The sequence below is a fragment of the Aquimarina macrocephali JAMB N27 genome (genome assembly GCF_000520995.1).
Classification (GTDB): domain Bacteria; phylum Bacteroidota; class Bacteroidia; order Flavobacteriales; family Flavobacteriaceae; genus Aquimarina; species Aquimarina macrocephali.
In genome coordinates this window covers 309,224-333,870 of sequence record NZ_JACA01000003.1, presented here as the reverse complement: position 1 = coordinate 333,870, position 24,647 = coordinate 309,224, and the positions used below count along the sequence as shown (strand labels likewise).

At 32.4% G+C, this 24,647-nt stretch carries 24 protein-coding genes and 5 tRNA genes; 25 read left to right on the top strand and 4 right to left on the bottom strand.

Annotated features, from left to right (window positions below):
* Positions 1 to 6 precede the first annotated feature (6 nt).
* The 3 genes from Z054_RS0104565 to Z054_RS0104555 all read right to left on the bottom strand — a co-directional run bounded on the left by Z054_RS0104565 (position 7) and on the right by Z054_RS0104555 (position 4,239).
* Positions 7 to 651 carry a response regulator transcription factor gene (locus tag Z054_RS0104565; RefSeq protein WP_024768906.1) on the bottom strand — a complete coding sequence of 215 codons (645 nt, stop codon included), beginning with the start codon at positions 649 to 651 and terminating at the stop codon, positions 7 to 9.
* 87 nt (positions 652 to 738) lie between these two features.
* Positions 739 to 2,889 carry a tetratricopeptide repeat-containing sensor histidine kinase gene (locus tag Z054_RS0104560; RefSeq protein ID WP_024768905.1) on the bottom strand — a complete coding sequence of 717 codons (2,151 nt, stop codon included), beginning with the start codon at positions 2,887 to 2,889 and terminating at the stop codon, positions 739 to 741.
* Positions 2,890 to 2,958: 69 nt separating this feature from the next.
* Entirely contained in the window at positions 2,959 to 4,239 is a 1,281-nt protein-coding gene (locus Z054_RS0104555; protein ID WP_024768904.1) for an exo-beta-N-acetylmuramidase NamZ family protein, read from the bottom strand.
* Between the two features lie 8 nt (positions 4,240 to 4,247).
* Here Z054_RS0104555 and Z054_RS0104550 point away from each other — a divergent pair, with 8 nt between their 5' ends.
* The 3 genes from Z054_RS0104550 to Z054_RS0104540 all read left to right on the top strand — a co-directional run bounded on the left by Z054_RS0104550 (position 4,248) and on the right by Z054_RS0104540 (position 8,068).
* Positions 4,248 to 5,489, top strand: coding sequence for an ABC transporter permease (locus Z054_RS0104550; RefSeq protein ID WP_024768903.1), 1,242 nt, complete (start codon positions 4,248 to 4,250; stop codon positions 5,487 to 5,489).
* Positions 5,490 to 5,580: 91 nt separating this feature from the next.
* Positions 5,581 to 6,942: a pyridoxal-phosphate dependent enzyme gene (locus Z054_RS0104545; RefSeq protein ID WP_024768902.1), complete on the top strand. Its 1,362-nt coding sequence runs from the start codon at positions 5,581 to 5,583 to the stop codon at positions 6,940 to 6,942.
* A 145-nt stretch (positions 6,943 to 7,087) separates the two neighbouring features.
* A complete protein-coding gene (locus Z054_RS0104540) occupies positions 7,088 to 8,068 on the top strand; it encodes a helix-turn-helix domain-containing protein (RefSeq protein WP_024768901.1) in 981 nt (326 codons plus the stop codon).
* Between the two features lie 366 nt (positions 8,069 to 8,434).
* On the opposite strand, the gene Z054_RS0104535 is transcribed toward Z054_RS0104540, so the two are convergent.
* On the bottom strand, positions 8,435 to 9,289 hold the full coding sequence (locus tag Z054_RS0104535) for a peroxiredoxin family protein (protein ID WP_024768900.1): 855 nt from the start codon (positions 9,287 to 9,289) through the stop codon (positions 8,435 to 8,437).
* A gap of 195 nt (positions 9,290 to 9,484) precedes the next feature.
* Between Z054_RS0104535 and Z054_RS0104530 the strand changes: the two genes are divergently transcribed.
* The 22 genes from Z054_RS0104530 (at position 9,485) to rplL (ending at position 24,532) form a co-directional block, all read left to right on the top strand.
* Positions 9,485 to 10,765, top strand: coding sequence for a DUF2851 family protein (locus Z054_RS0104530; RefSeq protein WP_024768899.1), 1,281 nt, complete (start codon positions 9,485 to 9,487; stop codon positions 10,763 to 10,765).
* Between the two features lie 29 nt (positions 10,766 to 10,794).
* Positions 10,795 to 11,016, top strand: a complete 222-nt coding sequence (locus tag Z054_RS32390) for a PspC family transcriptional regulator (RefSeq protein WP_024768898.1) — start codon at positions 10,795 to 10,797, stop codon at positions 11,014 to 11,016.
* The gene (locus Z054_RS0104520) at positions 11,013 to 12,029 is read left to right on the top strand and encodes a potassium channel family protein (RefSeq protein WP_024768897.1); all 1,017 of its coding nucleotides are present in this window, start codon (positions 11,013 to 11,015) and stop codon (positions 12,027 to 12,029) included. Before Z054_RS32390 ends, Z054_RS0104520 begins: the two co-directional genes overlap by 4 nt.
* A gap of 99 nt (positions 12,030 to 12,128) precedes the next feature.
* Positions 12,129 to 13,736 (top strand): alanine/glycine:cation symporter family protein, encoded by a 1,608-nt coding sequence (locus tag Z054_RS0104515; RefSeq protein ID WP_024768896.1) that lies wholly within the window; start codon positions 12,129 to 12,131, stop codon positions 13,734 to 13,736.
* Positions 13,737 to 13,752: 16 nt separating this feature from the next.
* On the top strand, positions 13,753 to 14,631 hold the full coding sequence (locus tag Z054_RS0104510) for a ComEA family DNA-binding protein (protein WP_024768895.1): 879 nt from the start codon (positions 13,753 to 13,755) through the stop codon (positions 14,629 to 14,631).
* Between the two features lie 150 nt (positions 14,632 to 14,781).
* Positions 14,782 to 15,948, top strand: a complete 1,167-nt coding sequence (locus Z054_RS0104505; RefSeq protein WP_024768894.1) for an acyl-CoA dehydrogenase family protein — start codon at positions 14,782 to 14,784, stop codon at positions 15,946 to 15,948.
* A 228-nt stretch (positions 15,949 to 16,176) separates the two neighbouring features.
* On the top strand, positions 16,177 to 17,556 hold the full coding sequence (locus Z054_RS0104500; protein WP_051473666.1) for an alpha-amylase: 1,380 nt from the start codon (positions 16,177 to 16,179) through the stop codon (positions 17,554 to 17,556).
* Between the two features lie 88 nt (positions 17,557 to 17,644).
* A complete protein-coding gene (gene rpsU, locus Z054_RS0104495) occupies positions 17,645 to 17,839 on the top strand; it encodes a 30S ribosomal protein S21 (protein ID WP_024768892.1) in 195 nt (64 codons plus the stop codon).
* A 123-nt stretch (positions 17,840 to 17,962) separates the two neighbouring features.
* Positions 17,963 to 18,853, top strand: a complete 891-nt coding sequence (locus Z054_RS0104490; RefSeq protein ID WP_024768891.1) for a tyrosine-type recombinase/integrase — start codon at positions 17,963 to 17,965, stop codon at positions 18,851 to 18,853.
* Positions 18,854 to 18,924: 71 nt separating this feature from the next.
* The gene (gene hpf, locus Z054_RS0104485) at positions 18,925 to 19,227 is read left to right on the top strand and encodes a ribosome hibernation-promoting factor, HPF/YfiA family (protein ID WP_024768890.1); all 303 of its coding nucleotides are present in this window, start codon (positions 18,925 to 18,927) and stop codon (positions 19,225 to 19,227) included.
* Positions 19,228 to 19,328: 101 nt separating this feature from the next.
* Positions 19,329 to 19,402, top strand: a tRNA-Thr gene (locus tag Z054_RS0104480).
* A gap of 128 nt (positions 19,403 to 19,530) precedes the next feature.
* Positions 19,531 to 19,612 (top strand) — tRNA-Tyr (locus Z054_RS0104475).
* A gap of 91 nt (positions 19,613 to 19,703) precedes the next feature.
* Positions 19,704 to 19,776 (top strand) — tRNA-Gly (locus Z054_RS0104470).
* Positions 19,777 to 20,020: 244 nt separating this feature from the next.
* Positions 20,021 to 20,092: transfer RNA gene (locus tag Z054_RS0104465), tRNA-Thr, on the top strand.
* Between the two features lie 58 nt (positions 20,093 to 20,150).
* Positions 20,151 to 21,338 (top strand): elongation factor Tu, encoded by a 1,188-nt coding sequence (gene tuf / locus Z054_RS0104460; RefSeq protein ID WP_024768889.1) that lies wholly within the window; start codon positions 20,151 to 20,153, stop codon positions 21,336 to 21,338.
* Positions 21,339 to 21,397: 59 nt separating this feature from the next.
* A tRNA-Trp gene (locus tag Z054_RS0104455) sits at positions 21,398 to 21,470 on the top strand.
* 102 nt (positions 21,471 to 21,572) lie between these two features.
* Positions 21,573 to 21,770, top strand: coding sequence for a preprotein translocase subunit SecE (gene secE, locus Z054_RS0104450; RefSeq protein WP_024768888.1), 198 nt, complete (start codon positions 21,573 to 21,575; stop codon positions 21,768 to 21,770).
* Between the two features lie 9 nt (positions 21,771 to 21,779).
* Positions 21,780 to 22,334, top strand: a complete 555-nt coding sequence (nusG, locus tag Z054_RS0104445) for a transcription termination/antitermination protein NusG (RefSeq protein ID WP_024768887.1) — start codon at positions 21,780 to 21,782, stop codon at positions 22,332 to 22,334.
* A 75-nt stretch (positions 22,335 to 22,409) separates the two neighbouring features.
* Positions 22,410 to 22,847 (top strand): 50S ribosomal protein L11, encoded by a 438-nt coding sequence (rplK, locus tag Z054_RS0104440; protein ID WP_024768886.1) that lies wholly within the window; start codon positions 22,410 to 22,412, stop codon positions 22,845 to 22,847.
* Positions 22,848 to 22,865: 18 nt separating this feature from the next.
* Positions 22,866 to 23,561, top strand: a complete 696-nt coding sequence (rplA, locus tag Z054_RS0104435) for a 50S ribosomal protein L1 (protein WP_024768885.1) — start codon at positions 22,866 to 22,868, stop codon at positions 23,559 to 23,561.
* A 2-nt stretch (positions 23,562 to 23,563) separates the two neighbouring features.
* Entirely contained in the window at positions 23,564 to 24,085 is a 522-nt protein-coding gene (gene rplJ / locus Z054_RS0104430; protein WP_024768884.1) for a 50S ribosomal protein L10, read from the top strand.
* Positions 24,086 to 24,154: 69 nt separating this feature from the next.
* Positions 24,155 to 24,532, top strand: coding sequence for a 50S ribosomal protein L7/L12 (gene rplL, locus Z054_RS0104425; protein WP_024768883.1), 378 nt, complete (start codon positions 24,155 to 24,157; stop codon positions 24,530 to 24,532).
* The last annotated feature ends 115 nt before the right edge of the window (positions 24,533 to 24,647 follow it).

The window sequence follows — 24,647 nt, the reverse complement described above, 5'->3', positions numbered from 1 at the left end:
GTTTTATTAAGATTTTATATACTTCATTTTTAAAGCATACTTAGTCAATCCAGCCAGATTTCTAACATTAAGTTTAGCAATTAGATTTTTTCTATAACTTTCGATGGTATGTTTACTCAAAAACAATTGATCGGCGATCTCTTGTGTCGTGAACTCTTGCGCAATAAGTGTAATAACATCAATCTCTCTTTGAGTAAGTTTGATATCTTCCTTCTTCTTTTTGGCAAATTTATTTTCTAAATAAATATCTTTTATTTCTTTTGAAAAGTATTTCTCTCCCTTAAGTATAGTCTTTATAGCTTTTAAAAGCTCTTCTTTTTCAGCATTTTTGGGTACATACCCATCTACATCATGCTCAATAAGATTATCAATCATGTCAGCATCATTATGCATACTAACTACCAAAGTCCGTATACTTTTCTTTCTTTCTTTTATAATCTTATTTAGAGAAATACCATCTAACTCTGGCATAGAAATATCTGTGATGATAAGATCTATTTTTTCATCGGGATTAATTTCCAGGTATTTAGCAATATGTTTACCGTCTTTGGCAGTTAATAAAATATTATATTCTTTTTCTGAGTTAAGAATGCTTAGTAAACCATCCAAAAACATTTTATGGTCATCTGCTATGATTAAATTATATTTCATTGGTTTATTATTTTTGTAATTAGGTTTAGATAAAATTTGCTATGCATAATTCTAATCCTGTTTATCATCAGGTAAACTAGGATTGATTTAGTGATTGTAGCTCACTTTATCTTTAATTGATGTTAATGCCGGAACTTCTATATCTATAATGGTACCACGACTAATTCTGGAATCGATATGAAAAGTACCAGATACTTTTTTTAATCGATTTTTTATATTCTCAAACCCAAGTCCGGTAGCCTTGTTTTTTGCGTTAAAACCAATGCCATTATCTTCGAATAGTACATTTATTATATTTTCTACCAGATTTAATTGAAGTTCTATAGAAGTAGCTTTGGCATGTTTAATAGTGTTGGTAATAAGTTCCTGAATAATTTTAAAAATTTCGATTTGTAAAGTTTCATCTAGAACATCAATTTCTGTTCTTGGGTATGCTACAAAAGAAGTGTTTAGACTAGTCGTACCGCCAATATTATTAAAATACTCTTCAAGTACATCACAAAAGTTATTTTCACTAAATTTTTTAGGTGTTAAGTTATGCGATAAATTACGTACCTGTTCATAAGTGTCATCTAATTGGTTGTTAATTGTAGTTATTGTTTTTTTATTTCCATAAAACACAGTATTATTTAGTTGTAATTTTATAGCAGCAAGATTACCACCAATGCTATCGTGTAGCTCTAGTGCAATACGTTTTCTCTCTTTATCCTGACCTTTAATAGACGCTTTAATTAGTTTTAACTCTTGATCTTTAATTAAAGAAGAAATTTTTTGCTCACTTATTTCTTCTTGCTTTTTATTTAATTCACTCTGAGTCTGAAGTTTTTGATAGTATGTAAACAATAAACCAATAACTGGGATAAGAAGAATCAAAAAAGAGTACAAGATACTATTTTTAATACTTTTTTGTCTGGCTAATTTAGATTCTTGAATCTCCTGATCTTTTTTTAGTAATGTAATCTCATTAAGTTTTTTTTCTGAAGCATTCTGAAATGATAAAATCTTGTTCTGAGTTTCTCTTTTTTCAATCTCTTGTTGTAATCTAAGATTTTTGAGAGCTTCTTCTTGATTCCTTAAATCTAATTCTCGATTTGCATTTTCGACCTGCAGGACTTTTATTTCTTTTTCTTTTTGAAGGGTTTGATATCTTACTTCTAATTCATTAATTTCTTTATCATTCTCTAAAAAATAAATAGAATCTGTAAGCTCATAGAATTTTTCGGCATAAGAAAGTGCTTTCTTATAATTATTTTGAGAAATTGATATCTCTTTTAGTCTAAAAAAAATGCTTTTTTGTTTGTTTAAAAATCCAAGTTTTTTTGACTTGTTTAAAGCTAAAAGAATAATCTTCTCAGCTTCTTCATGTTTTTTTAGATGGTTTAGTACAAGACCTTTTTCTAGATATCCAGTGATTTCTATTTCAGGATATTGATGGGTGATTGCAATTTCTAATGCCTCATCAAACATTATCAAGGCCTGCTCCATGTTACCTTGTTTTCTATAAGTAATTCCTATATTGTTTGAAATAATGCCAATACAACGATAACTTTGGGATTTTTTACAGATCTCACGTGCCTTTGTTAGATATAGAATAGTTGCTTCATAATTCTCCAAATAACCATATATATTAGCCATATTGACATAGCTTCCATAGACCATTTCAGGAACTTCTGTATATTCTAGGCATTGTTTATAAAGATTTAGTGAGTTATCATACTCTTTTGTTGATAGATAAGCATTTGCTAGACCAAAAGAATTAATATAATAGATACGTCTGTCATTGTATTTTTGCGAAATGTTAATTCCTTTTAAATGCCATTTTTTGGATTTTTCTTCAAGGCCTATTTTAGAATTTAGTATCCCTAACATGTTGTAGGTTAGGCCATAAATCTCGTTTTTTATAGTGTCATTTTTGAAATGCTTAATTGTCAATACCCTTTTTGCATAATAGAAAGATGAATCAATTAAAGCTTTCTTTTTAAAATAAGAGGTTAGGATCAGGTTTAAATCAGCCTTAAATTGTCCACTTTTTAATGCTTTTGTCTTGAGTTGATGGTGAACTTTTTTATAGGCCTCTTCTTCTTTGCCATGAGTATTGATTAAAAGCTGAATTTCCTTAATTATACTTCTTTCTTTTCCGGGAATAAATGGAATACTACTCTTATCTACCTGTGCTCCCAGGATAAAAGGCAGGATGAATATACCATACACAATTGATAGATGTAAAAATTTTAACATATACAAATGTATCAATTCTTCTGTATACTGACATCCCTGAAAATAGGGGTTTTTTAGAGTTAAATAATGCTATTGATAGATGAGATACTGCGCCCTTTTAACCTTAAATTTTTCAAGATCTTCTATCCATGTGCTTTTAATTTCTCGAAAAGAAAGACCTTGTTCAATTTGTTGTTGTAATTTTTTTGTCCCTGCGTGAATAGTGAATGATTTGGTGTTAAAAAACTTTTCTTTGATTTTGGTATGCTTATAAGCATTAATTAACCATTCTAAGTTTATAGAATCTAACGATTCATTTTTTCTTAAATCTTTTCCATAACATACTTCTCCTCTATGTTTTGGGTATTTAGAACCAAAATTTGGCCTGGGAATATAGGCATAATCATATTTTTCTATAACCAAGTCGGGAGAACCAAAAATTTGAAACTGTGTTTCGGTACCACGACCTGCATTTAAGGTTGTGCCTTCAAAAAAACCAAGACTAGGATATAAATTGATAGCTTTATCATTAGGTAAATTGGGTGAAGGTCGTATTGGTAAACTATATGAAGTAGTATGAGTGTAGTTTTTAACAGGAATAATATTGATCTCACAGGTTAAATCTTTTCCCAACCAACCTTCGCCATTTACCATTTTAGCATATTCACCAATAGTCATACCATGAACTAATGGTATTGGATGTACCCCTAAAAAACTTGAATGTTCAGGTTCTAAGGTAGGCCCATCAATGTAATGTGCATTTGGGTTAGGGCGATCTAGTATTAAAATTGGAATGTTATTTTCTGCACATGCTTGCATTACATAATGTAATGTCGAAATATAGGTGTAAAAGCGAACTCCTACATCCTGGATGTCAAAAACAACGATATCGATATTGGATAAAGCTTCTTTAGACGGTTTTTTGTTTTTTCCGTGTAGAGAAAAAATAGGAAGCCCGGTTTTAATATCCTTACTATCAGCTACTAATTCTCCTGCATCTGCCTTACCTCTAAAACCATGCTCTGGAGCAAAAACTTTCTGAATTTTAATATTTCTAGACAATAAAGAATCAACAAGATGTACATAATTTTGACTAGTAGTACTATCTTTAAAAATAACAGAAGTTTGATTTCCTACGATAGCTACTTTTTTATTTTCTAAAATCGGAATATAATCATCCGTAAGATTGGCCCCAACTACTATAGATTCTTGAATTTTTGTAGTATCTTGAGCAATATATGCCGCAGATATCGAGTTTTCAATTTTTAGAGAAGAAGGGGGCGAAGTTGTTTTTATTCCACTTACACAAGAAATAAAAATTATGAAAAGGAATAAAAATGTATTTTTGAATGCATTTCTAACAAAAACCATAGTTAAGCTTGAATTTCGAGTATTTTATTGCCAAACGCCTCATCAAAGGTAAGGAACATAAAAGTAGTATTTCGACTCCAATTATAAAAATTGCAATTTTTGCTATTGCTATTGGTATGGTCATGATGCTAATTACGGTTGCTACTGGTGTAGGACTACAACGCAAAATAAGAGAAAAAGTTGCTGCATTTAATGGACATGTATTAATTTCCAGCTTTGATAATAACAGTAGTGTAGAATCTCTTATACCTATATCCTCTGATCAAAATTTCTATCCAGAGTTTTCTGAAGTTGAAGGAATTGTTCATATGCAAGGTGTAGCAACCAAAATGGGACTTATACGCACAACATCGGATTTTGATGGTGTGGTGGTTAAAGGAGTAGGTAAAGATTATAGTTGGGATTCTTTTAAAGAATATCTTGTAGAAGGAAAAATACCCGATTTTACAGGGGAGCTTAATGAAGAAATTCTGTTGTCTTCACATATTGCAAATCGTTTAGGGTTTAGTATTGGAGATAAAGTAATCACATATTTTTTGAAAAAGAACACAGTTTCAAACTCAAAAACTTTTATTAGAGCTTTTGAGATTGTGGGGATTTATAATTCGGGATTTTTAGAGTTTGATGAAACTTTTCTTTTTGCGGACATCAGACATGTGATAAAAATGAATAAATGGAAACCAGATGAGGTTGGTAATTTTGAAGTTTTTATTGATGATTTTGATCAAATAGATAAAAAAGGACAGGAAATTTATGAAAATATTCCTTCTACCTTGGATAGCCAGACAATTTCATTAAAATATGCCACAATCTTCGAATGGTTAAAACTATTCGACCTCAATATTATTGGGATTATTGGGATTATTATTTTGGTTGCCGGTATCAATATGATTACTGCTTTGTTGGTTTTAATCCTCGAGAGAACTCCTATGATTGGGATCTTAAAAGCTTTAGGAACTAGTGATTGGAGTATAAGAAAAGTATTTCTTTATAATGCTGCATATTTGATTTTGATAGGACTGTTTTGGGGTAACCTTATTGGTATAGGTTTACTCCTTATACAAGAGCAGTATGGGGTTGTAGGGCTTAATCCAGAGACGTATTATGTAAGTACGGCACCGGTTTATATTGATATAGGATATATTGTGTTACTTAATCTAGGAACAATGTTATTGTGTTTGTTAATGCTACTTATCCCTTCATATATTATTGCAAAGATATCACCGACAAAGTCAATCCGTTTTCAATAATTTGTTATTCTTTCTTAAAAATTGTCAATAGATAATCTAGGTTGTATCTTTGCCATGTTAAAATACCCAATGGGGTTGTAAATTATATCGAGTGGAATACGCAAAAAACATACTAGAGACTATTGGTAATACACCATTAGTCCAATTGAATACACTGGTGAAAGATGTAGATGCTTTAGTGTTGGCTAAATATGAAACTTTTAACCCTGGGAATTCTGTGAAGGATCGAATGGCTTTAAAAATGATAGAAGATGCAGAAGCAGATGGTCGATTACAGCCAGGTGGGACCATTATAGAAGGTACATCTGGAAACACTGGAATGGGGCTAGCTTTAGTAGCTATCATTAAAGGGTATAAACTGATTTGTGTAATGGCAGATAAGCAGTCTAAGGAAAAAATGGATATCCTTAGAGCAGTAGGAGCAAAGGTAATGGTTTGTCCAACTAATGTAGAACCAGATGATCCAAGATCATATTATTCGGTTTCTAAGAGATTGGCAGAAGAAACTCCAAATTCATGGTATGTTAACCAGTATGATAACCCTTCAAATGCGCAAGCACACTATGAAAGTACAGGTCCTGAAATTTGGAAACAAACTGATGGTAAAATAACACATTTTATTGTTGGAGTAGGTACTGGAGGTACTATATCTGGTGTTGGGAAATATCTAAAAGAAAAAAATCCAAACATTAAAATCTGGGGAATAGATACCTATGGTTCTGTTTTTAAAAAATATCATGAAACCGGGATTTTTGATGAAAACGAAATTTATTCTTATATCACAGAAGGTATTGGAGAAGACATTTTACCAAAAAATGTAGATTTTTCAGTTATCGATGGGTTTACCAAAGTAACAGATAAAGATGCTGCGGTATATACTCAAAGACTTGCAAAAGAAGAAGGAATGTTTTTGGGTAATAGTGCAGGAGCAGCTATAAAAGGATTACTTCAATTAAAAAAGCATTTTACCAAAGATGATGTTGCTGTTGTCTTATTTCACGATCATGGTAGTAGATATGTAGGGAAAATGTTTAATGATGATTGGATGCGAGAAAGAGGTTTTCTAGATGAGGAAGTATATACAGCCGATGATTTAGTAAAAAATCATATAGAAAAACCTTTGGTTACTGTTAAAACAGAAGAACTGGTATCACATGCTATCGAGCGTATGCGTAAATTTAAAATTTCGCAAATACCAGTAGTTGATAGTGACGGATTTGTTGGTTCTGTAGACGAAAGTGCTCTTTTTACTGCTTTTTTGGATGATAAAAATACAGGTAGTACACCGATCAAAGATGTTATGAAAGATTCTTTTCCGATTGTAAGTGCTAAAACTTCACTTGATGAGATATCCAAGCTTATTAAAAACGGAAGTTCTGCTGTTTTGGTAGAGTTAGAAAACGGAAAACACCACATCATAACAAAGTATGATGTTATTAGCCATATAAAATAAATTCTTATATTTAAATAATAATTCTCCCCTCTATTAGCTTTTCTGTAAGCTAATATAGGGGTTGTTTTTGTGTCTATTTATTTTTTGTAGTTGCCAGGAATACATCTACGTGGACTAAAAAAGATAAGTGTAAAATGATGGTGGTATGTGTAAATATTTGTTTGATTTTTCTGATATTGACAAACTAAGTGACTATTTTAGATCTCAATTAAGCCCAGGTAGTTCTACTGATCAAATTTATTTCCCTCCTGAAATTGGAGAAGGATATTTATTGTATTATAAAATATCTCCAGAGGTTTTTCTTATCATAAACAATTATAAAGCTAATACGGATATTGAATATGTTAGACGGCCAATCAATGAAAAAGATATTATACTTCACTTTAGGAAATATGCTTTAGATCATCAGTTAGAAGAAGATCAGATTATAAGCCGATATTCTGATAGTTATACACCAGGTAATATGAGGTGTATGGATGCTCGACAAGGAGAGCAAGTCTTTATTCCAAAAGGAGCAGAAGTAAAATCTACTATGATTATATTAAAAAGCTCATATACCAAGCCTTTTTTTATAAAGAATAACGATATGGCAGAAAAGCTTGATAATTATATTCGTTATTCTCATCAGCATATTAATAAGTTTTACCTTTCTTATAAGCAATCAAGTCTTTTTGATCAGATTGTACAACCTGATGTTGACAAGATAGAGAACTATCTTTATTTTATTTCTCGAGGTGTGCGGTTATTAGAAACTTTTTGGAAAGATGTATTACGATGGGAGACAGAAAGTAATCCTTTTAGTATCAATTGTGGGCAAGTTGGTAATATTTATAAAGTGAGTGATTATCTCAAAAATAATCTTAAAGAACCTTTTGTAGGAGTTGATCAATTGGCAGCTATGGCACATATGAGTCGCACGAATTTTTTTAACATGTTTAAAGAAATTCATAATCAGACTCCATTAGAATTTTTTAATAATAAACGACTCGAGATCTCATATAATATGATTATCGGAGAAGGATTATCAATACGTGAAGTAATGGATACGCTTAATTATTCTAATTCTTCAAAATTTAAAAAAGCATTTTTTAATAAGTTTGATATTTATCCTGATATGAATTCGTAAAGCTTGGATTCTGATTTCCTTATTTTTTTTGAATATGTGTAAAAATAAAGATGGTCGCCAAAAATGGCAACCATCAATAACCTAACACAAACTCAACTTAGCTTAGGGTTTTGTAATCTTAATATTTTTGAATGAATTAATTTTCCCTTTAATTCATAACAAAGTAAAGAAATGAATTTGTGGTTAAGTTTTCCATTAATACATAAAATCTTACCAATAGTACATTTTTGTAAGGAATTAACTTGATTTTAAGAATATTAAGTAGTAATCGTACTATTTAAATAGAGTTAGTTCTGTGTTTTTTGTCTTTATAACAACTTTAACCTTCTTTTTTTGGGGGGTACTAACTAATGTTAGTATTTTAAATTAAAGATCTTGTTGGTCGAGAATTTTTAAAAATATTTCTGGTTCTGGTCGTACTCTATAATTATTAGTGAGGTCTGCAAAGACTATTTTTCCTTCTTTGTCTGTTATGATTACTGTTGGCATTACAGTATCACTATTATATCCTAGTGCCTGGAAACCCATGGGAAGACCATTTTTTGAAAAAATTTGTAATTGCTTAGCAACTTTATTTCCTTGATCAACCAAATAATTGAAATCTAATCCGAATTTTTTTGCCAGAGACTTGGTATGCTTATGAGGCTGGGGGCTAATGAGAACTATGTTTACATTTCTTTTTTCAAGTTCTTTATATTGCAAAGCAATTTCTTTGATTTGTGCCATACATAATGGACACCAATTTCCGCGATAGAATAGAAAAATTGATGAGCTACCTATAAACTTAGAAGTGTTTACACTATTTTTTTCTGGATCCTGTAATTCGAGTTCTGGTAACCGGTTACCTACTTTAATAACTGTATTTTGTTCTCTATTATTAAAAGTAGAATACCATCTTATATATAATACCCATCCTAAAAACAAACCGATTCCTGGTAGAGATCCATTTAAATCTTGTTCAATAATACCCCCAAATAGTAGGCTAATTAGAAAACCAATAGCTATAGGAAGTGTGTATTTTTTTAGATTGGCATCAGTTCGCGCAACAGGTTTTATAAAAAACAAAATGAAAAGTGTTGCAATAGAAAACGAAATTAGTAATCGTCCTATATATCTATAGGATACTCCATGATTAATAAGATGTATAACACTGTCAATAGCAAAGTAAAGAGCAATTACAGGGAAAACAGATATGAAGATAGACTTTAGAACATTGGTCATTTATATGCTGGTTTAAGAATTAGTCAATGTTATTTGATAGAGCTTACAAGATTCTAATAAATTTTAGTATTTTCATAATCTAAATTTTAGAAAAGCTATTCTCCTTATTTTTTATCCTACCCGAAATATATAATAGCTAATTCCACCTGTTGGTTTACAGGTAGGTCTGATAATTATAAATAATATATAGAATATATGACTGAGGATTTCTTACAATACCTTTGGAAATATAAAAAATTCGGGTTTGTAGACCTTAAAACAACAAGGCATGAGGAGCTTATACTTCAGCAAGTAGGGACTCATAATATAGAAAACTCTGGACCTGATTTTTTTAATGCAAGACTCATTATTCAAGGTCAGCAATGGGCAGGGAATGTAGAAGTGCATATTAGATCAAGTGATTGGTATGTTCATAACCACGAGAATGATCCTGCATATGATAATGTAATTCTTCATGTGGTTTGGGAAGATGATATAGAAGTTTATAGAAAAAACAACTCGATTATACCAACATTACAACTTAAAGAGTATGTGAGAGAAGAGTTAATGATTGGCTATAAAAAACTCTTTAATAAAAGTGCTCAACAATGGATTGGTTGTGACAAGCAACTTCCAGAAGTTTCTGGTTTTATGCTGTCGAATTGGCAAGAAAGGTTGTATTTAGAGCGACTAGAAAAGAAATCGACTTTAATTTTGAAACTTCTAAAGGACTCTGCAAATAATTGGGAAGCCGTTTTGTTTAAACTGCTGTCCAAAAATTTTGGCCTAAAAACAAATGGAGCCGCTTTTTTGAGTTTGGCGAATTCAATAGATTTTACCGTACTTAGGAAATGTACAGATCACCTGGAAGAATTGGAAGCCTTGTTTTTTGGTCAGGCAGGTCTCTTAGAAAATGATATAAAAGAACCGTATTTCAATACCCTGAAGAATGAGTATCAGTTTTTGAAAAATAAATTTAAATTGAATGCTAAAGGAGTAGAACCATTACATTTTTTTAGGTTGAGACCGCCTAATTTTCCAACTATACGATTGTCGCAGTTGGCAATGTTATATTTTAAAAACTATCAACTTTTCAGTAAAGTGATCAATAGTAATACTATAGATGATTTTTATACTCTTTTCAGTATAGAAACAAGCGAATTTTGGAAAAACCATTATACTTTTGAAAAAGAATCAAAGACAAGTAAGAAGAAACTAACAAAATCATTTATTGACTTGTTGTTGATCAATACGATTATTCCTATAAAATTTGTTTATGCCAGAAGTATAGGACAAAATCCTGAAGAAGATATTTTTGAATTAATTTCTAAATTACCTTTTGAAAAAAACAGCATTATTAGCAATTTTATGGACTTAAAAGTACCAATTGAAAATGCAATGCATTCTCAAGCTATGATTCAACTCAAAAATACATACTGTGACCAAAAAGCATGTTTAAAATGTGCAATCGGGAATTATTTATTAAATGGTGAATAGAATTTAGGATAATATAATTATTTTGCGATATGCTTTATAATCTAAGACAATTTTTAGAACGTAACGGATTTTATGTCTCCTCTAGGTTAGCCGATAGGTTAGGGATGCGAGCTAAAAATGTACGCTTGTTCTTTATTTATTTAACCTTTGCTACCGTAGGTTTAGGTTTTGTAATATACCTTAACCTAGCGTTTTGGCTAAAATTAAAAGACTTGGTTTATACTAAACGAACTTCAGTATTTGACCTATGAAAAAGATGTATAGATGGGGAGTGCCAAAAATATATATTGCATTAATTTTATTAATTATAGTAATTGCTATCGGGGTACTGGGGTTTCGGTTTTTTTCTAACTATTCCTGGGTAGATGCTTTATACATGACGGTTATTACTTTATCTACCGTTGGTTTTGGAGAAGTTCAGCCTCTGGATGATAATGCAAAATTATTCACTGTATTTCTTATCTCGACTAGTGTAGCCATATTTGCATATTCTGTATCCGTAATAACAGAGTATATTATAAGTAAAAATGACCCCAGAAGAGTTCAATACCGAAAAACACAAAAAATGATACATCATATTGAGAATCATATTATTATAATTGGTTATGGCCGTAATGGTAAACAAGCTGCTGCCAAATTGTTAGCATACAATAAGCCATTTGTTATTATCGAAAAAGACGAAGCAGTAATAGAAAGATATCAAAATGAAAATCTGTTTTTCCTAAAAGGTAATGCTACAGAAGACGAAGTGTTAACAGAAGCGGGTATAAGAAGAGCTGCCTGTTTAATATGCACATTGCCAGAAGATGCAGATAACCTGTTTATTGTACTTTCTGCAAGACAAATTAATAAAGAGCTTAAAATAATTAGTAGAGCCTCTCAAGATGCTTCTTATAAGAAAATTCGATTAGCTGGAGCAGATAATGTTATTATGCCAGATCGTATAGGAGGAGATCATATGGCGTCATTAGTAGTAGTGCCCGATTTAATAGAATTTTTGGATAACCTTTCTATTGTAGGCAAAAAATCTATAAATATTGAAGAAATTTCTTTCGAAGATATGTTTGATGATAAAATAGAAAGAACCATCCTTGATATTGATATGAGATCCAGAACGGGATGCACTATTATAGGTTACAAATCACCAGACGGAGAATATATTGTAAACCCAGGAGCTAATACCTTATTAAAACCAAGTTCTAGGATAGTAGTTTTAGGTCGCCCAGAACAAATTAATCTTTTAAATAAGGAGTTCGATATTTGAGAATTAGAAATATTTAACATCTAAAAAAATTGTAAACAAATGTTTTTTTTACCATCTTGCCCACCTCTTAACAATTAAATTCAATTAATTCACAACATCATGAAGAGAATTCTTCTTTCACTTTTAGCACTTATCATTCCATTTTTAACATTTGCACAAGAGACCACAGAAAAAGGTCTAGATCAAAAAATCGACGAGGCTTTCAAGCCTGTATCTGACTTTTTCTCTGCAGTAATCTTTTTTGAAGTTTTTGACGGTGCTCCATTCGTTATTATATTATTGGTATTAAGTGCCTTGTTTTTTACACTCTATTTTGGCTTTCCTAATTTTAGGTATTTTGCAAAAGCAATTAATGTAGTACGAGGTAAATATGATGATGTAGAAGGGCACGGTATTGAAGGAAAACCAGAAATTAATATAGTAGAAGGAGATATTAGAGATACCATACGTGATGAATCAAAAGAAGGAGAAGTTAGTCATTTTCAAGCATTGGCAACTGCTGTTTCTGGTACGGTGGGTAATGGTAATATTGCCGGAGTAGCTTTGGCAATTGCCCTCGGAGGTCCGGGAGCAACATTTTGGATGATTGTCTGTGGATTATTAGGAATGTCTACCAAGTTTGTAGAATGTACTCTTGGAGTTCAATATAGAGATGTAGGAGAAGATGGTACTGTATACGGAGGCCCTATGTACTATTTAAGCAAAGGATTAAAAGAAAGAGGATTCAAAGTTCTAGGAAAAATTGCAGCAATTATATTTGCTGTATTTTGTATAGGTGGTTCTTTTGGTGGTGGTAATGCAGCGCAATCTAATCAGGCTACAGTTGTTTTAAAAGAACTTTTAGATCTTCAAAGTACAGGAGCAGGGTTTTGGATTGGAATAGTTCTGGCAATTCTTGTAGGAATTATTATTATAGGAGGAATTAAACGTATCGCTTCGGTAACAGAAAAGGTAGTTCCTTTTATGGCTATCTTATATTTGTTAGCTTGTTTATATATAATCTTTGGTAACTTCTCTTTAGTAGATGACGCTATTGGTTTGATCATTAACGAAGCTTTTAACCCAACCGCTATTGGAGTAGGAAGTATTATAGGAGTTTTATTAGTTGGCTTTAAAAGAGCTGCATTTTCTAATGAAGCAGGAGCAGGTTCGGCATCTATTGCACATTCAGCAGTAAAAACTAAATACTCTGCCAGTGAAGGACTTGTTGCTTTACTAGAGCCATTTATTGATACTGTAGTCATCTGTACAATGACAGCATTAGTAATTATTATTTTCAATTTTGGAGGAGCATTTGAGTATGGAGGAGATGGTTCTGGGGCCGTTTTCATTGATGGAGTATCTTATGAAGGAGCGGGAATAACCTCTATGGCATTCGCAAAATATATACCATATTCTAATGTGTTTTTAACTATTGCAGTAGTATTGTTTGCGGTGTCTACTATGATTTCATGGTCGTACTATGGTTTACAATCTTGGAAATTCTTATTTGGTAGAGGTAAGACCGCAGATTTAGTTTATAAGTTATTATTTCTGACTTTTGTTGTAGTTGGAGCAGCGGCGAGTATGAACTCTATTTGGGCATTCTCTGATGCAATGATTTTTGCGATGGTGTTTCCAAATATGGTAGGTTTATTCTTCTTATTTCCAGTAGTTAAAAAACAACTAGCACGATATTTTGAGGCTATAAAAGCATCTAAAAGCTAAAAAGATTATTCTTTTTATGAATTATAAAAAATCCCATTTCGAAATACATTCACGTTTTCGAAATGGGATTTTTCTTTTATCAATTATCCTATTTGTTGTGCTTATAGGGTATTATTTTTATCCAAAATCTCCTTCGCCAAAGTATAATTTTGCTGAGTTGATCTCTTTTCAGCAACAGGTAGACTCCCTTAAGAGTGTTGCCGAACAACAAAAAAAAGAATATCGTCTACAATCGTTTAATCCAAATTTCATTTCCGACCACAAAGGATATGTTCTAGGGCTTTCTACAAGAGAGCTAGATAGGCTTCATGCGTACAGAAAAGATGATAAATGGATCAATTCTATTGCTGATTTTAAAAAAGTAACTCAAGTTTCGGATTCAGTTCTTGCGATTATCTCTCCTTTGTTTAAATTCCCAGAATGGACAAAAAAGAGTAATGCTACAGTAAATAGAAAATACCCTAAAAAGAAATTCCCTGTTAAATCATATGATCAAAAAAAAGATTTAAACACAGTTTCTAATCAAGAGCTTGAGCAAAGTATTGGTTTGCCTGATTTTGTTGCAGCCAGAATAATTAAATATAGAAACACTATAGGGGGCTTTTCTCTAGATATTCAAATTGAAGATGTCCCTGGTCTGTATGAGTATCAAAAAGATAAAATTTTATCTATGTTTACTGTTAAAACTCCTAAAAAGATAAAAAAAGTAAACATCAATACTGCATCGGTTAATGAATTAGTAGAAATACCTTATTTTGATTTTGAAACGGCATTGGATATTAAAGAATTTATTGAAGACAACGGGAATATATTAAACTTTAATGAATTAGGAAAAATTGAAGGTTTTTCTCTCAAAAAAATAGATAGAATAAAGCTATATTTGACATTAAATTAAGAATCAGTAAAAAATTACTGCGAATTTTGATAAATCACTAAAATGATAATTTATTCATAAGCCCATTTTATGGATTTTGACTTTATTGTATTAAGGAAACAAATCATTATACACAGTAATAGGTTAACTAAAAAAAATTAAGGTTGTCATATGAATAGTATGTATTTTACAGAAGAACACGAATTATTTAGACAAAGTCTCAGGGAGTTTCTGAAAAAAGAAGTAACACCACATATAGACAAATGGGAAAAAACTGGAGATATTGATCGGTTTATTTGGGAGAAGTTTGGTGAAATGGGATACTTTGGAATTGCATATCCAGAAGAATACGGTGGACTAGATCTTGATCTGTTTTATACTATAATACTTTTAGAAGAACTTCAAAAGATTAATTCTGGCGGTTTTGCTGCTGCTATATGGGCGCATGCATATTTAGCGATGACCCATATAAACAAAGAAGGTGATCATAGAATTAAAGAAATGTACTTAAAACCCAGTATATCTGGTGAGAAAATAGGATGTTTAGGTATTACAGAGCCTTTTGGAGGTTCTGATGTTGCAGGAATGAGAACTACGGCAGTAAAAGAAGGGGATCATTATGTAATTAATGGATCTAAAACTTTTATTACTAATGGAGTTTATAGTGATTATATGGTTATTGCTGCAAAAACAAATCCCGAATTAGGAAATAAAGGAATAAGCATCTTTGTTATTGATAGAGATACGCCTGGAGTGTCTGCTACCAAATTAGAAAAGTTAGGATGGAAAGCTTCTGATACAGGAGAAATTGCTTTTGATAATGTAAAAATTCCAGCGCATAACCTAATGGGAGAAGAAAACAAAGGGTTTTCATATATTATGCAGCATTTTGCTTTAGAAAGGTTGATAATGGGAGTTAATGCACATGCACGAACAGAGTATGCATTAGAATATGTTATAAAATATATGTCAGAGCGAGAAGCTTTTGGGAAGACAATTGATAAATTTCAGGCATTAAGACACACTGTTGCAGATATTGCAAGTGAGGTAGAAATGTGTAAAGAATTTAACTACTCTGTAGCTAAGCGACTTAATGATGGAAAATATGTGGTTAAAGAAGCCAGTATGTCTAAGTTAATTTCTACCAAAATTGCTGATGAAGCAATATACAAATGTCTGCAACTATTGGGAGGCTACGGATATATGGAAGAGTACCCAATGGCAAGACTATTTAGAGATAGTCGATTAGGTCCAATAGGAGGTGGGACTTCTGAGATATTAAGAGAAGTAATTGCTAAGATTATAATTGATAAAAAAGAATATAAAGCTGCAACGTAGATAATATAGATTCTTTAGATAAAACTTTAAATACCAAAACCTCGGGGAAATCTCGAGGTTTTTTTATTGTTTTTGGAATATATAATGTAGGTTGATATTTTTTACTTGTAAAAAATAATGAAGTTCAAAATTTTATCAACACGCAAACGTTTGCGTGAAATTTCAATCGTTTTCGGCTTTTATAAAATACTTAATTTGATAAAAATTTAACACAAACATTAGTTAATTATGAAAATCAAAACATTTTTTTATGGGTTTCTCACTATAACGTTTTTGTTTATAAGTTGTAGTAAAGACGAAGTTTTAGACACAGCAGAGCCAGAGGTTGTAGATCTGCAAGAAGAAGTCTCTTCAAAAGCACTAAAACAAATTGGCTCGGGAGTAATGATGCAAGCTTTCTATTGGGATGTGCCTGCGGGCGGTACCTGGTGGAATGTTGTAAAAGGAAAAGTAGGAAGCTGGAGCAATGCAGGTATTGATGCTATTTGGTTGCCACCTGTTAGTAAAGCAATGAATGGAGGGTTATCTATGGGGTATGACCCTTTTGATTATTATGATTTTGGTGAGTATAACCAAATGGGAAGTACAGAAACCAGATTTGGTTCGCGCTCAGAATTAACCAGTTTAATTACTACTGCACATAATAATAGTTTAAGTGTAATTGCAGATATGGTACTTAACCATAATAGTGGTGGAAATCTAGAGTCGAATGAATTTGCAGGAAAAGATACGTATACCAAGTTTACACCATTATCTGGTAAATTTAATAGAACTAAATATGATTTTCATCCAAATGATAAGTATAACTCTGACAGTGGTTTTTTTGGAGGTTTCCCTGATTTAAGTCATAAGAAACCTTATGTACAGGATTGGCTATGGAAAAAACCTAACTCTGTAGCTAAGTATTATAAAAATACAATGAAATTTGATGGTTGGAGATTTGATTATGTAAAAGGATTCGAACCTTGGGTTCCAAAAGAATTTAGAAATGCAGTAGGAGGGTTTGCTGTAGGGGAGTATTGGGATGGAAATGTAAATACATTAAAATGGTGGACAGATCAAGCGCAAATGTCTGCATTTGATTTTGGATGCTATTACAAAATGAAAGATGCGTTTCACGGAAATAACTTAAACGCACTTAGTGGAGATATGCTATGGAAAAGAAATGCTTCTAGAGCAGTTACCTTTGTTGCTAATCATGATACTGATGAAATCATTAATAACAAAATATTGGCTTATGCATACATTTTGACCCATGAAGGGTACCCCGCAATTTTTTATAGAGATTATGAACACTGGTTAGATAAAAATAAAATGAATAATCTAATTTGGATTCATAACAATCTTGCAGGTGGAAGTACAACAAACCTTTGGACAGATAATGACGAGTATATTGCTAGAAGAAATGGAGGAAGTGGTAAAAATGGTTTAGTGGTTTATATTAATAATTCAAATTCATGGCAAGAAAGATGGATCCAGACAAATTGGTCAAATAAGAAAATTAAAGACTATACGGGGCATTCGGGATGGGAACCGACTACTCAGGGAGGTAAATGGGTTAAGATTCAGGCGCCACCAAAAGGCTATTCTGTTTGGTCTTTGAAATAATATTAAATATTATTGAAGAAAACTTTGTGGATAATAGTTTTGTATTATCTTTGCACACTAATTATTTCTAAAGAAAGGAGGTGCCACTATGTTAATTATACCAGTTAAAGACGGAGAAAATATAGATAGAGCGTTAAAACGTTTTAAGCGAAAATTTGATCGAACAGGAACGATGCGTCAGCTTCGTAAACGCCAAGCGTTTTCAAAACCTTCTGTTGAAAGAAGAGCGCAGATTCAAAAAGCGCAATATATTCAACACTTAAGAGATCAAGAAGAAATTTAAAAGTAAATAACGTTGTCTTTATAATGTTTCTTTACCATAAGAAACTAGATACCGTTTTTCAGTATAAATTTTAACCGTTAGGATACCAAAAGTTTTATACTTTTGTTTTCTAACGGTTTTTTTATGTTCATTTCTGAATTTATAGAGTACTTACTTCACGAAAAAAATTATTCTAAGCATACAGTGACGGCTTATAAAGCAGATTTGCTATCTTTTTTAGAGTTCTATCAGATAGAATATAATACTTCTGAGATAGCTGAAGCAAACTATGCTCAGATTCGTTCCTGGATTGTTAGTCTTGTTAATGATGATATTTCTAATCGAACGATTAATAGAAAAGTATCCTCTCTAAAAACGTATTATAAGTTTTTGCTTAAATCAGAACAAATAGATAAGAACCCTCTGGCAAAACATCAAGCTTTAAAAGCACCTAAAAAGCTTCAAATACCATTTTCTGCACAAGAAGTAGAAGATGTTTTGAAAGGTTTGACAGACGATCAGGATTTTGAGAGTGTTAGAGATAGGTTGATTGTGGAGCTTTTTTATGCCACAGGGATAAGGAGAATTGAATTAGTGGATCTTAAGCTGTCGGATATAGATATAGATAGGAAGCAGATAAAAGTTTTAGGGAAACGTAATAAAGAAAGATATTTACCGCTTCTTTCGTCGGTTTGTGATACGCTAAGACTGTATTTGACTGTAAGATCTGATTTGATTACAAGTCAGGAACCTTCCTTTTTACTTTTGACAAAAAAAGGAGTTAAAATCTACGAAACACTTGTGTATCGCATTATAAATAGTTATTTTAGTAAGGCATCTTCTAAAGTAAAAAAGAGTCCGCATATTTTAAGACATTCTTTTGCGACACATTTGCTAAATGAAGGAGCAAACCTAAATGCTGTAAAAGAATTGCTTGGTCATTCCAGTTTAGCTGCTACTCAGATATATACTCATCATAGTGTAGCTCAGTTAACAAAAGTATATAAGCAATCTCATCCAAGAAATAAAAAATAAAAGATGAATTGTTAGCTTTATCAATCTTTTTTGGCTTAAAATTTTGTTCAACCTAATTAAACTAACAACCTATGAAAGTGAACTTGCAGTCCGTAAATTTTAATGCAGATCAAAAGTTGGTGGATTTTACTCAAACTAAATTAGATAAGTTAGAGACTCATTTTAATCGAATAATTCACGCAGATGTATTTTTGAAAGTTATGAATACAAGTGGTAAAGAAAATAAAATTACAGAGATTTTATTAAGTGTGCCAGGAGATGAATTTATAATCAAGAAAGTTAATAAATCCTTCGAAGAAGGTGTGGATGAGTGTGTTAGTTCCTTAGAAAGACAACTTAGAAAACGTAAAGAAAAATTAAATACGCATGTTTGATTATTTTTTTTGAAAAATAGTTTTGTGAAAGAAATAAATTCTATACATTTGCAGTCCGTTAGAAATAGCGGACTTTTTTATGTTCTAAAACATAGTGAAAAGCCGATGTAGCTCAGCTGGCTAGAGCAGCTGATTTGTAATCAGCAGGTCGTGGGTTCGAGTCCCTCCATCGGCTCTAAAAAAGCTAATTTTTTTAATAAAAAAGAAAGCTTTTTGAATAGAATTTTGAATTGTAAAATAAATGACTATTTTTGCGCACTCAAAATTCAATAAGTTCATTTTGAAATATTGAATTTTTTAATTGGGGAGATACTCAAGCGGCCAACGAGGGCAGACTGTAAATCTGCTGACTACGTCTTCGCAGGTTCGAATCCTGCTCTCCCCACATAATTTAAAAATTAGCATTGATTAAAGATGCTTTTTTTTAGAAGTTAAAAATAAAATTCGGTTCTGATCTTTTATGTTCAGAACTAAAAGCGGGAGTAGCTCAGTTGGTAGAGCGTCAGCCTTCCAAGCTGAATGTCGCCAGTTCGAACCTGGTCTCCCGCTCTAAGAATTTTCTTTAACCGATAAATGATTTTCTTTGAATTTTATATACTCGGTAAAAGAAAGCAGGATGAAAAACTTGCATAGAGAGTGAAGCCTTATTTTTGAGGTTTTTAGCTTTAAGATAGAGCAAATCTTAATTATGAACTAATTAAGATTGGATTTTTAACATAAATGTAATGATTGATCGGATTCCTTTCTTATAGTAATGAAAGTGCTCTGATTTGTCATTATATTCGTGTAAAAAGCCGGTGTAGCTCAGGGGTAGAGCGTTTCCTTGGTAAGGAAGAGGTCACGAGTTCAAATCTCGTCATTGGCTCTAGGTTCAGAATTTTAAATTGAACACTAATATATAACTTAGATTAAATAAATTAATTATGGCAAAGGAAACTTTTGATCGTTCCAAACCGCACTTAAATATTGGTACTATTGGACACGTTGATCACGGTAAAACGACTTTAACTGCTGCGATTACTAAAGTATTAGCAGATGCAGGTCTTTCTGAAGCAAGAGATTTCGATCAAATCGATAACGCTCCTGAAGAAAAAGAAAGAGGTATTACTATTAATACATCTCATGTTGAGTACCAAACGGAGAATCGTCATTATGCACACGTTGATTGTCCAGGTCACGCCGATTATGTAAAGAACATGGTTACTGGTGCTGCTCAAATGGACGGAGCGATCTTGGTAGTTGCTGCTACAGATGGTCCTATGCCACAAACACGTGAACATATACTTTTAGGTCGCCAGGTAGGTATTCCTAGAATCGTTGTATTCCTTAATAAAGTGGATATGGTTGATGATGAGGAATTATTAGAACTTGTTGAAATGGAAGTAAGAGATCTTCTTTCTTTCTATGAGTATGATGGAGATAACGGTCCTGTAATATCTGGTTCTGCACTTGGAGCTCTTAATGGAGAGCAAAAATGGGTAGATACTGTAATGGAATTAATGGCTGCTGTAGATGATTGGATCGAGTTACCAAAGCGTGATGTTGAGAAAGATTTCTTAATGCCGATTGAAGATGTATTTTCTATTACAGGTCGTGGTACTGTTGCTACAGGTCGTATAGAAACAGGAATCGCTAATACTGGAGATCCAGTAGAGATTATTGGTATGGGAGCTGAAAAGCTTACTTCTACTATAACTGGTATCGAAATGTTCCGTCAGATCCTTGATAGAGGTGAAGCTGGAGATAATGCTGGTATCTTATTAAGAGGAATTGAGAAAACTCAAATTTCTCGTGGTATGGTAATCACTAAGCCTGGTTCTGTAACTCCACATAAAAAATTCAAAGCTGAGGTGTATATCCTTAAGAAAGAAGAAGGTGGACGTCACACTCCATTCCATAATAACTACCGTCCTCAGTTTTATGTACGTACAACTGATGTAACAGGAAATATTGCTCTTCCTGATGGAGTTGAAATGGTAATGCCTGGAGATAACTTAACAATTACTGTTGAGCTAATTCAGACAATTGCAATGAATGTAGGTCTTCGTTTTGCGATCCGTGAAGGTGGTAGAACAGTAGGTGCCGGTCAGGTAACTGAAATTTTAGACTAATACAAGATAGTATAATAAAAGTTAAGGTATTCGTTGATACGAATACCTTGACTTATGTTACGGGTTTAGCTCAGTTGGTAGAGCACTGGTCTCCAAAACCAGGTGTCGGGAGTTCGAGTCTCTCAACCCGTGCAAAGTCAATCAATATTGTTTATATATAATATAGATTGTTATAATAATGAGTTTTATAACGAAATTAAAATTTGCTTTTAATTCGTTTAAAAAATAAATAAGATGGCTGGACTAGTAAATTACATTGCAGAATCATATAACGAGTTAAAGAATCATGTGACTTGGACCCCTTGGGCAGAAGCACAAAGACTTACTTTGATTGTAATCATTTTTTCGGTTATTTTTTCCTTAGTTATTTGGGGTATAGATACTGCATTTAGTAATGTGATAGAATATTATTTTTCTTTAGTTAAATCTTAAATTTTTAAAATGGCTGAAGTAGATAATACGAAGAAATGGTACGTGGTAAGAGCGGTAAGCGGTCAGGAAAATAAAGTTAAAGACTATATTGAGCGCGAGATTGCTCATATGGGACTTGAAGATTATGTTTCTCAGATTCTTGTTCCTACAGAAAAAGTAGTGCAAATCCGTAATGGAAAAAAAATAAATAAAGAAAGAGTGTATTTTCCTGGTTATGTTATGATAGAAGCTAACCTTTCTGGAGAAATACCACATATAATTAAATCTATTAATGGTGTAATAGGTTTTCTTGGTGAAGTAAAAGGAGGAGATCCTGTTCCACTAAGAAAAGCAGAAATTAATAGAATGCTAGGTAAGGTTGATGAACTTGCAGTTAAAACTGATAATGTTGCCATTCCTTATACAGTAGGAGAAACAGTAAAAGTTATCGATGGGCCATTTAATGGATTTAATGGTACTGTTGAAAAAGTAAACGAAGAGAAGCGTAAACTTGAGGTAATGGTTAAGATTTTCGGAAGAAAGACACCATTAGAATTAAGTTATATGCAAGTAGAAAAAATATAATAATTGTTACATTATAGATCCAGAGTTGTTCTTTTGCTTCCACTTATAGAACAATTCTAATTTAAAATTAGAAAAATGGCAAAAGAGATAGGTAAAGTAGTAAAATTACAAGTGCGTGGAGGAGCGGCAAACCCATCCCCACCAGTTGGACCTGCTTTAGGTGCTGCCGGAGTAAATATCATGGAATTCTGTAAGCAATTCAATGGTAGAACACAAGATAAAGCGGGTAAAGTATTACCAGTTGTAATTAATGTGTACACAGACAAGTCTTTTGACTTTGTTATAAAAACTCCACCAGCAGCTGTTCAGATACTGGAAGCAGCAAAACAGAAAAAAGGTTCTGGAGAGCCTAATCGTAAAAAAGTAGCTAGTGTTACTTGGGATCAAGTTCGTACAATCGCAGAAGATAAAATGCAAGATTTAAATGCATTTACGGTAGAGTCTGCTATGAAAATGATTGCTGGTACCGCTCGTTCAATGGGTGTAACTGTAAAAGGACAAGCTCCTTTTTAATCCAAAAACGTTTACAAAATGGCAAAAGTAACTAAAAAGCAAAAAGAAGCGAAAGCTAAGGTTGATAGCAACAAAGCATATTCGGTAGAAGAAGCTTCTTCTTTAATAAAAGAAATAACAAACGTAAATTTTGATGCTTCTGTAGATCTTGCTGTTCGTCTGAACGTAGATCCACGTAAAGCAAATCAAATGGTGCGTGGTGTGGTAACATTACCTCACGGAACAGGAAAAGATGTTAAAGTATTAGCATTAGTAACACCAGATAAAGAAGCTGAAGCAAAAGAAGCTGGCGCTGATTTCGTTGGTCTTGATGAATATCTTGATAAAATCAAAGGCGGATGGACAGATGTTGATGTAATCATCACTATGCCTAGTGTTATGGGTAAATTAGGACCATTAGGTAGAGTCTTAGGACCTCGTGGATTAATGCCTAATCCAAAAACAGGAACAGTAACTATGGATGTTGCAAAAGCAGTTTCTGATGTAAAGGCTGGTAAAATTGATTTTAAAGTAGATAAAACAGGTATTGTTCATGCGGCAATAGGTAAATCTTCTTTCGACGCCGATAAAATAGCTGGAAATGCTAAAGAATTATTAACAACATTAGTAAAGTTGAAACCACAGACTGCAAAAGGAATATATATTAAGTCAATATATATATCTTCTACAATGAGTCCTGGTGTAGAGATTGATACTAAAAACTATGCTGGGTAATTATGACAAGAGAAGAAAAATCACTAGTAATTGATGACTTAACTGCTCAGTTAGCTGATAATACTAATATCTATTTAGCTGATATTTCAGGATTAGATGCAGGAACAACTTCAAATTTACGTAGAGCTTGTTTTAAAGCTAATGTATCATTAAAAGTAGTTAAGAACACACTCCTTGCAAAAGCAATGGAGAATTCAGATAAAGATTTTGGAGAATTACCAACGACATTAAAAGGTAATACATCCATTATGTTTGCTGAAACCGGTAATGCACCAGCAAAGGTTATTAAGGAGTTTCGTAAGAAATCCGAAAAACCTGTATTAAAAGGAGCATTTATAGAAGAAGCAGTATATGTTGGTGATGAAAACTTAGACGCTTTAGTTAATATTAAATCTAAAGAAGAAGTTATCGGAGACATTATTGGTCTATTACAGTCACCTGCTAAGAATGTTATTTCAGCATTAAAATCAAGTGGTGGTACTATAGCCGGTATCCTTAAAACATTATCCGAAAAAGAAGGATAATTAATAGTAGTGTACGCACTTTTTAACAATTATATTTCAATTAAAAAAAATTATTTAAAACGATAGAAAATGGCAGATTTAAAAGATTTCGCAGAACAATTAGTTAACTTAACAGTAAAAGAAGTTAATGAATTAGCTGGTATATTAAAAGAAGAATACGGTATCGAACCTGCTGCTGCTGCAGTAGCTGTTGCTGCTGGTGGTGGTGCTGCTGGAGGAGATGCTGCTGAAGAAAAAACAGAATTTGATGTAATCCTTAAGGCTGCAGGTGGTGCTAAACTAGCTGTTGTGAAACTTGTAAAAGAACTTACTGGTCTTGGTCTTAAAGATGCTAAAGGATTAGTTGATGAAGCTCCTAAAGCAATCAAAGAAGGAATATCTAAAGATGAAGCAGAAGCTCTTAAAGCACAATTAGAAGAGGCTGGAGCTGAGGTTGAGCTTAAGTAAGCTTACCATATATTGACATATAGGTTTAGACCCATCATGCAATGATGCCTGATGAGGTCTAAACCATTTTGCGTATATAAACATTAAGTTGTAAAATACGCACCCTTTTTTAAAT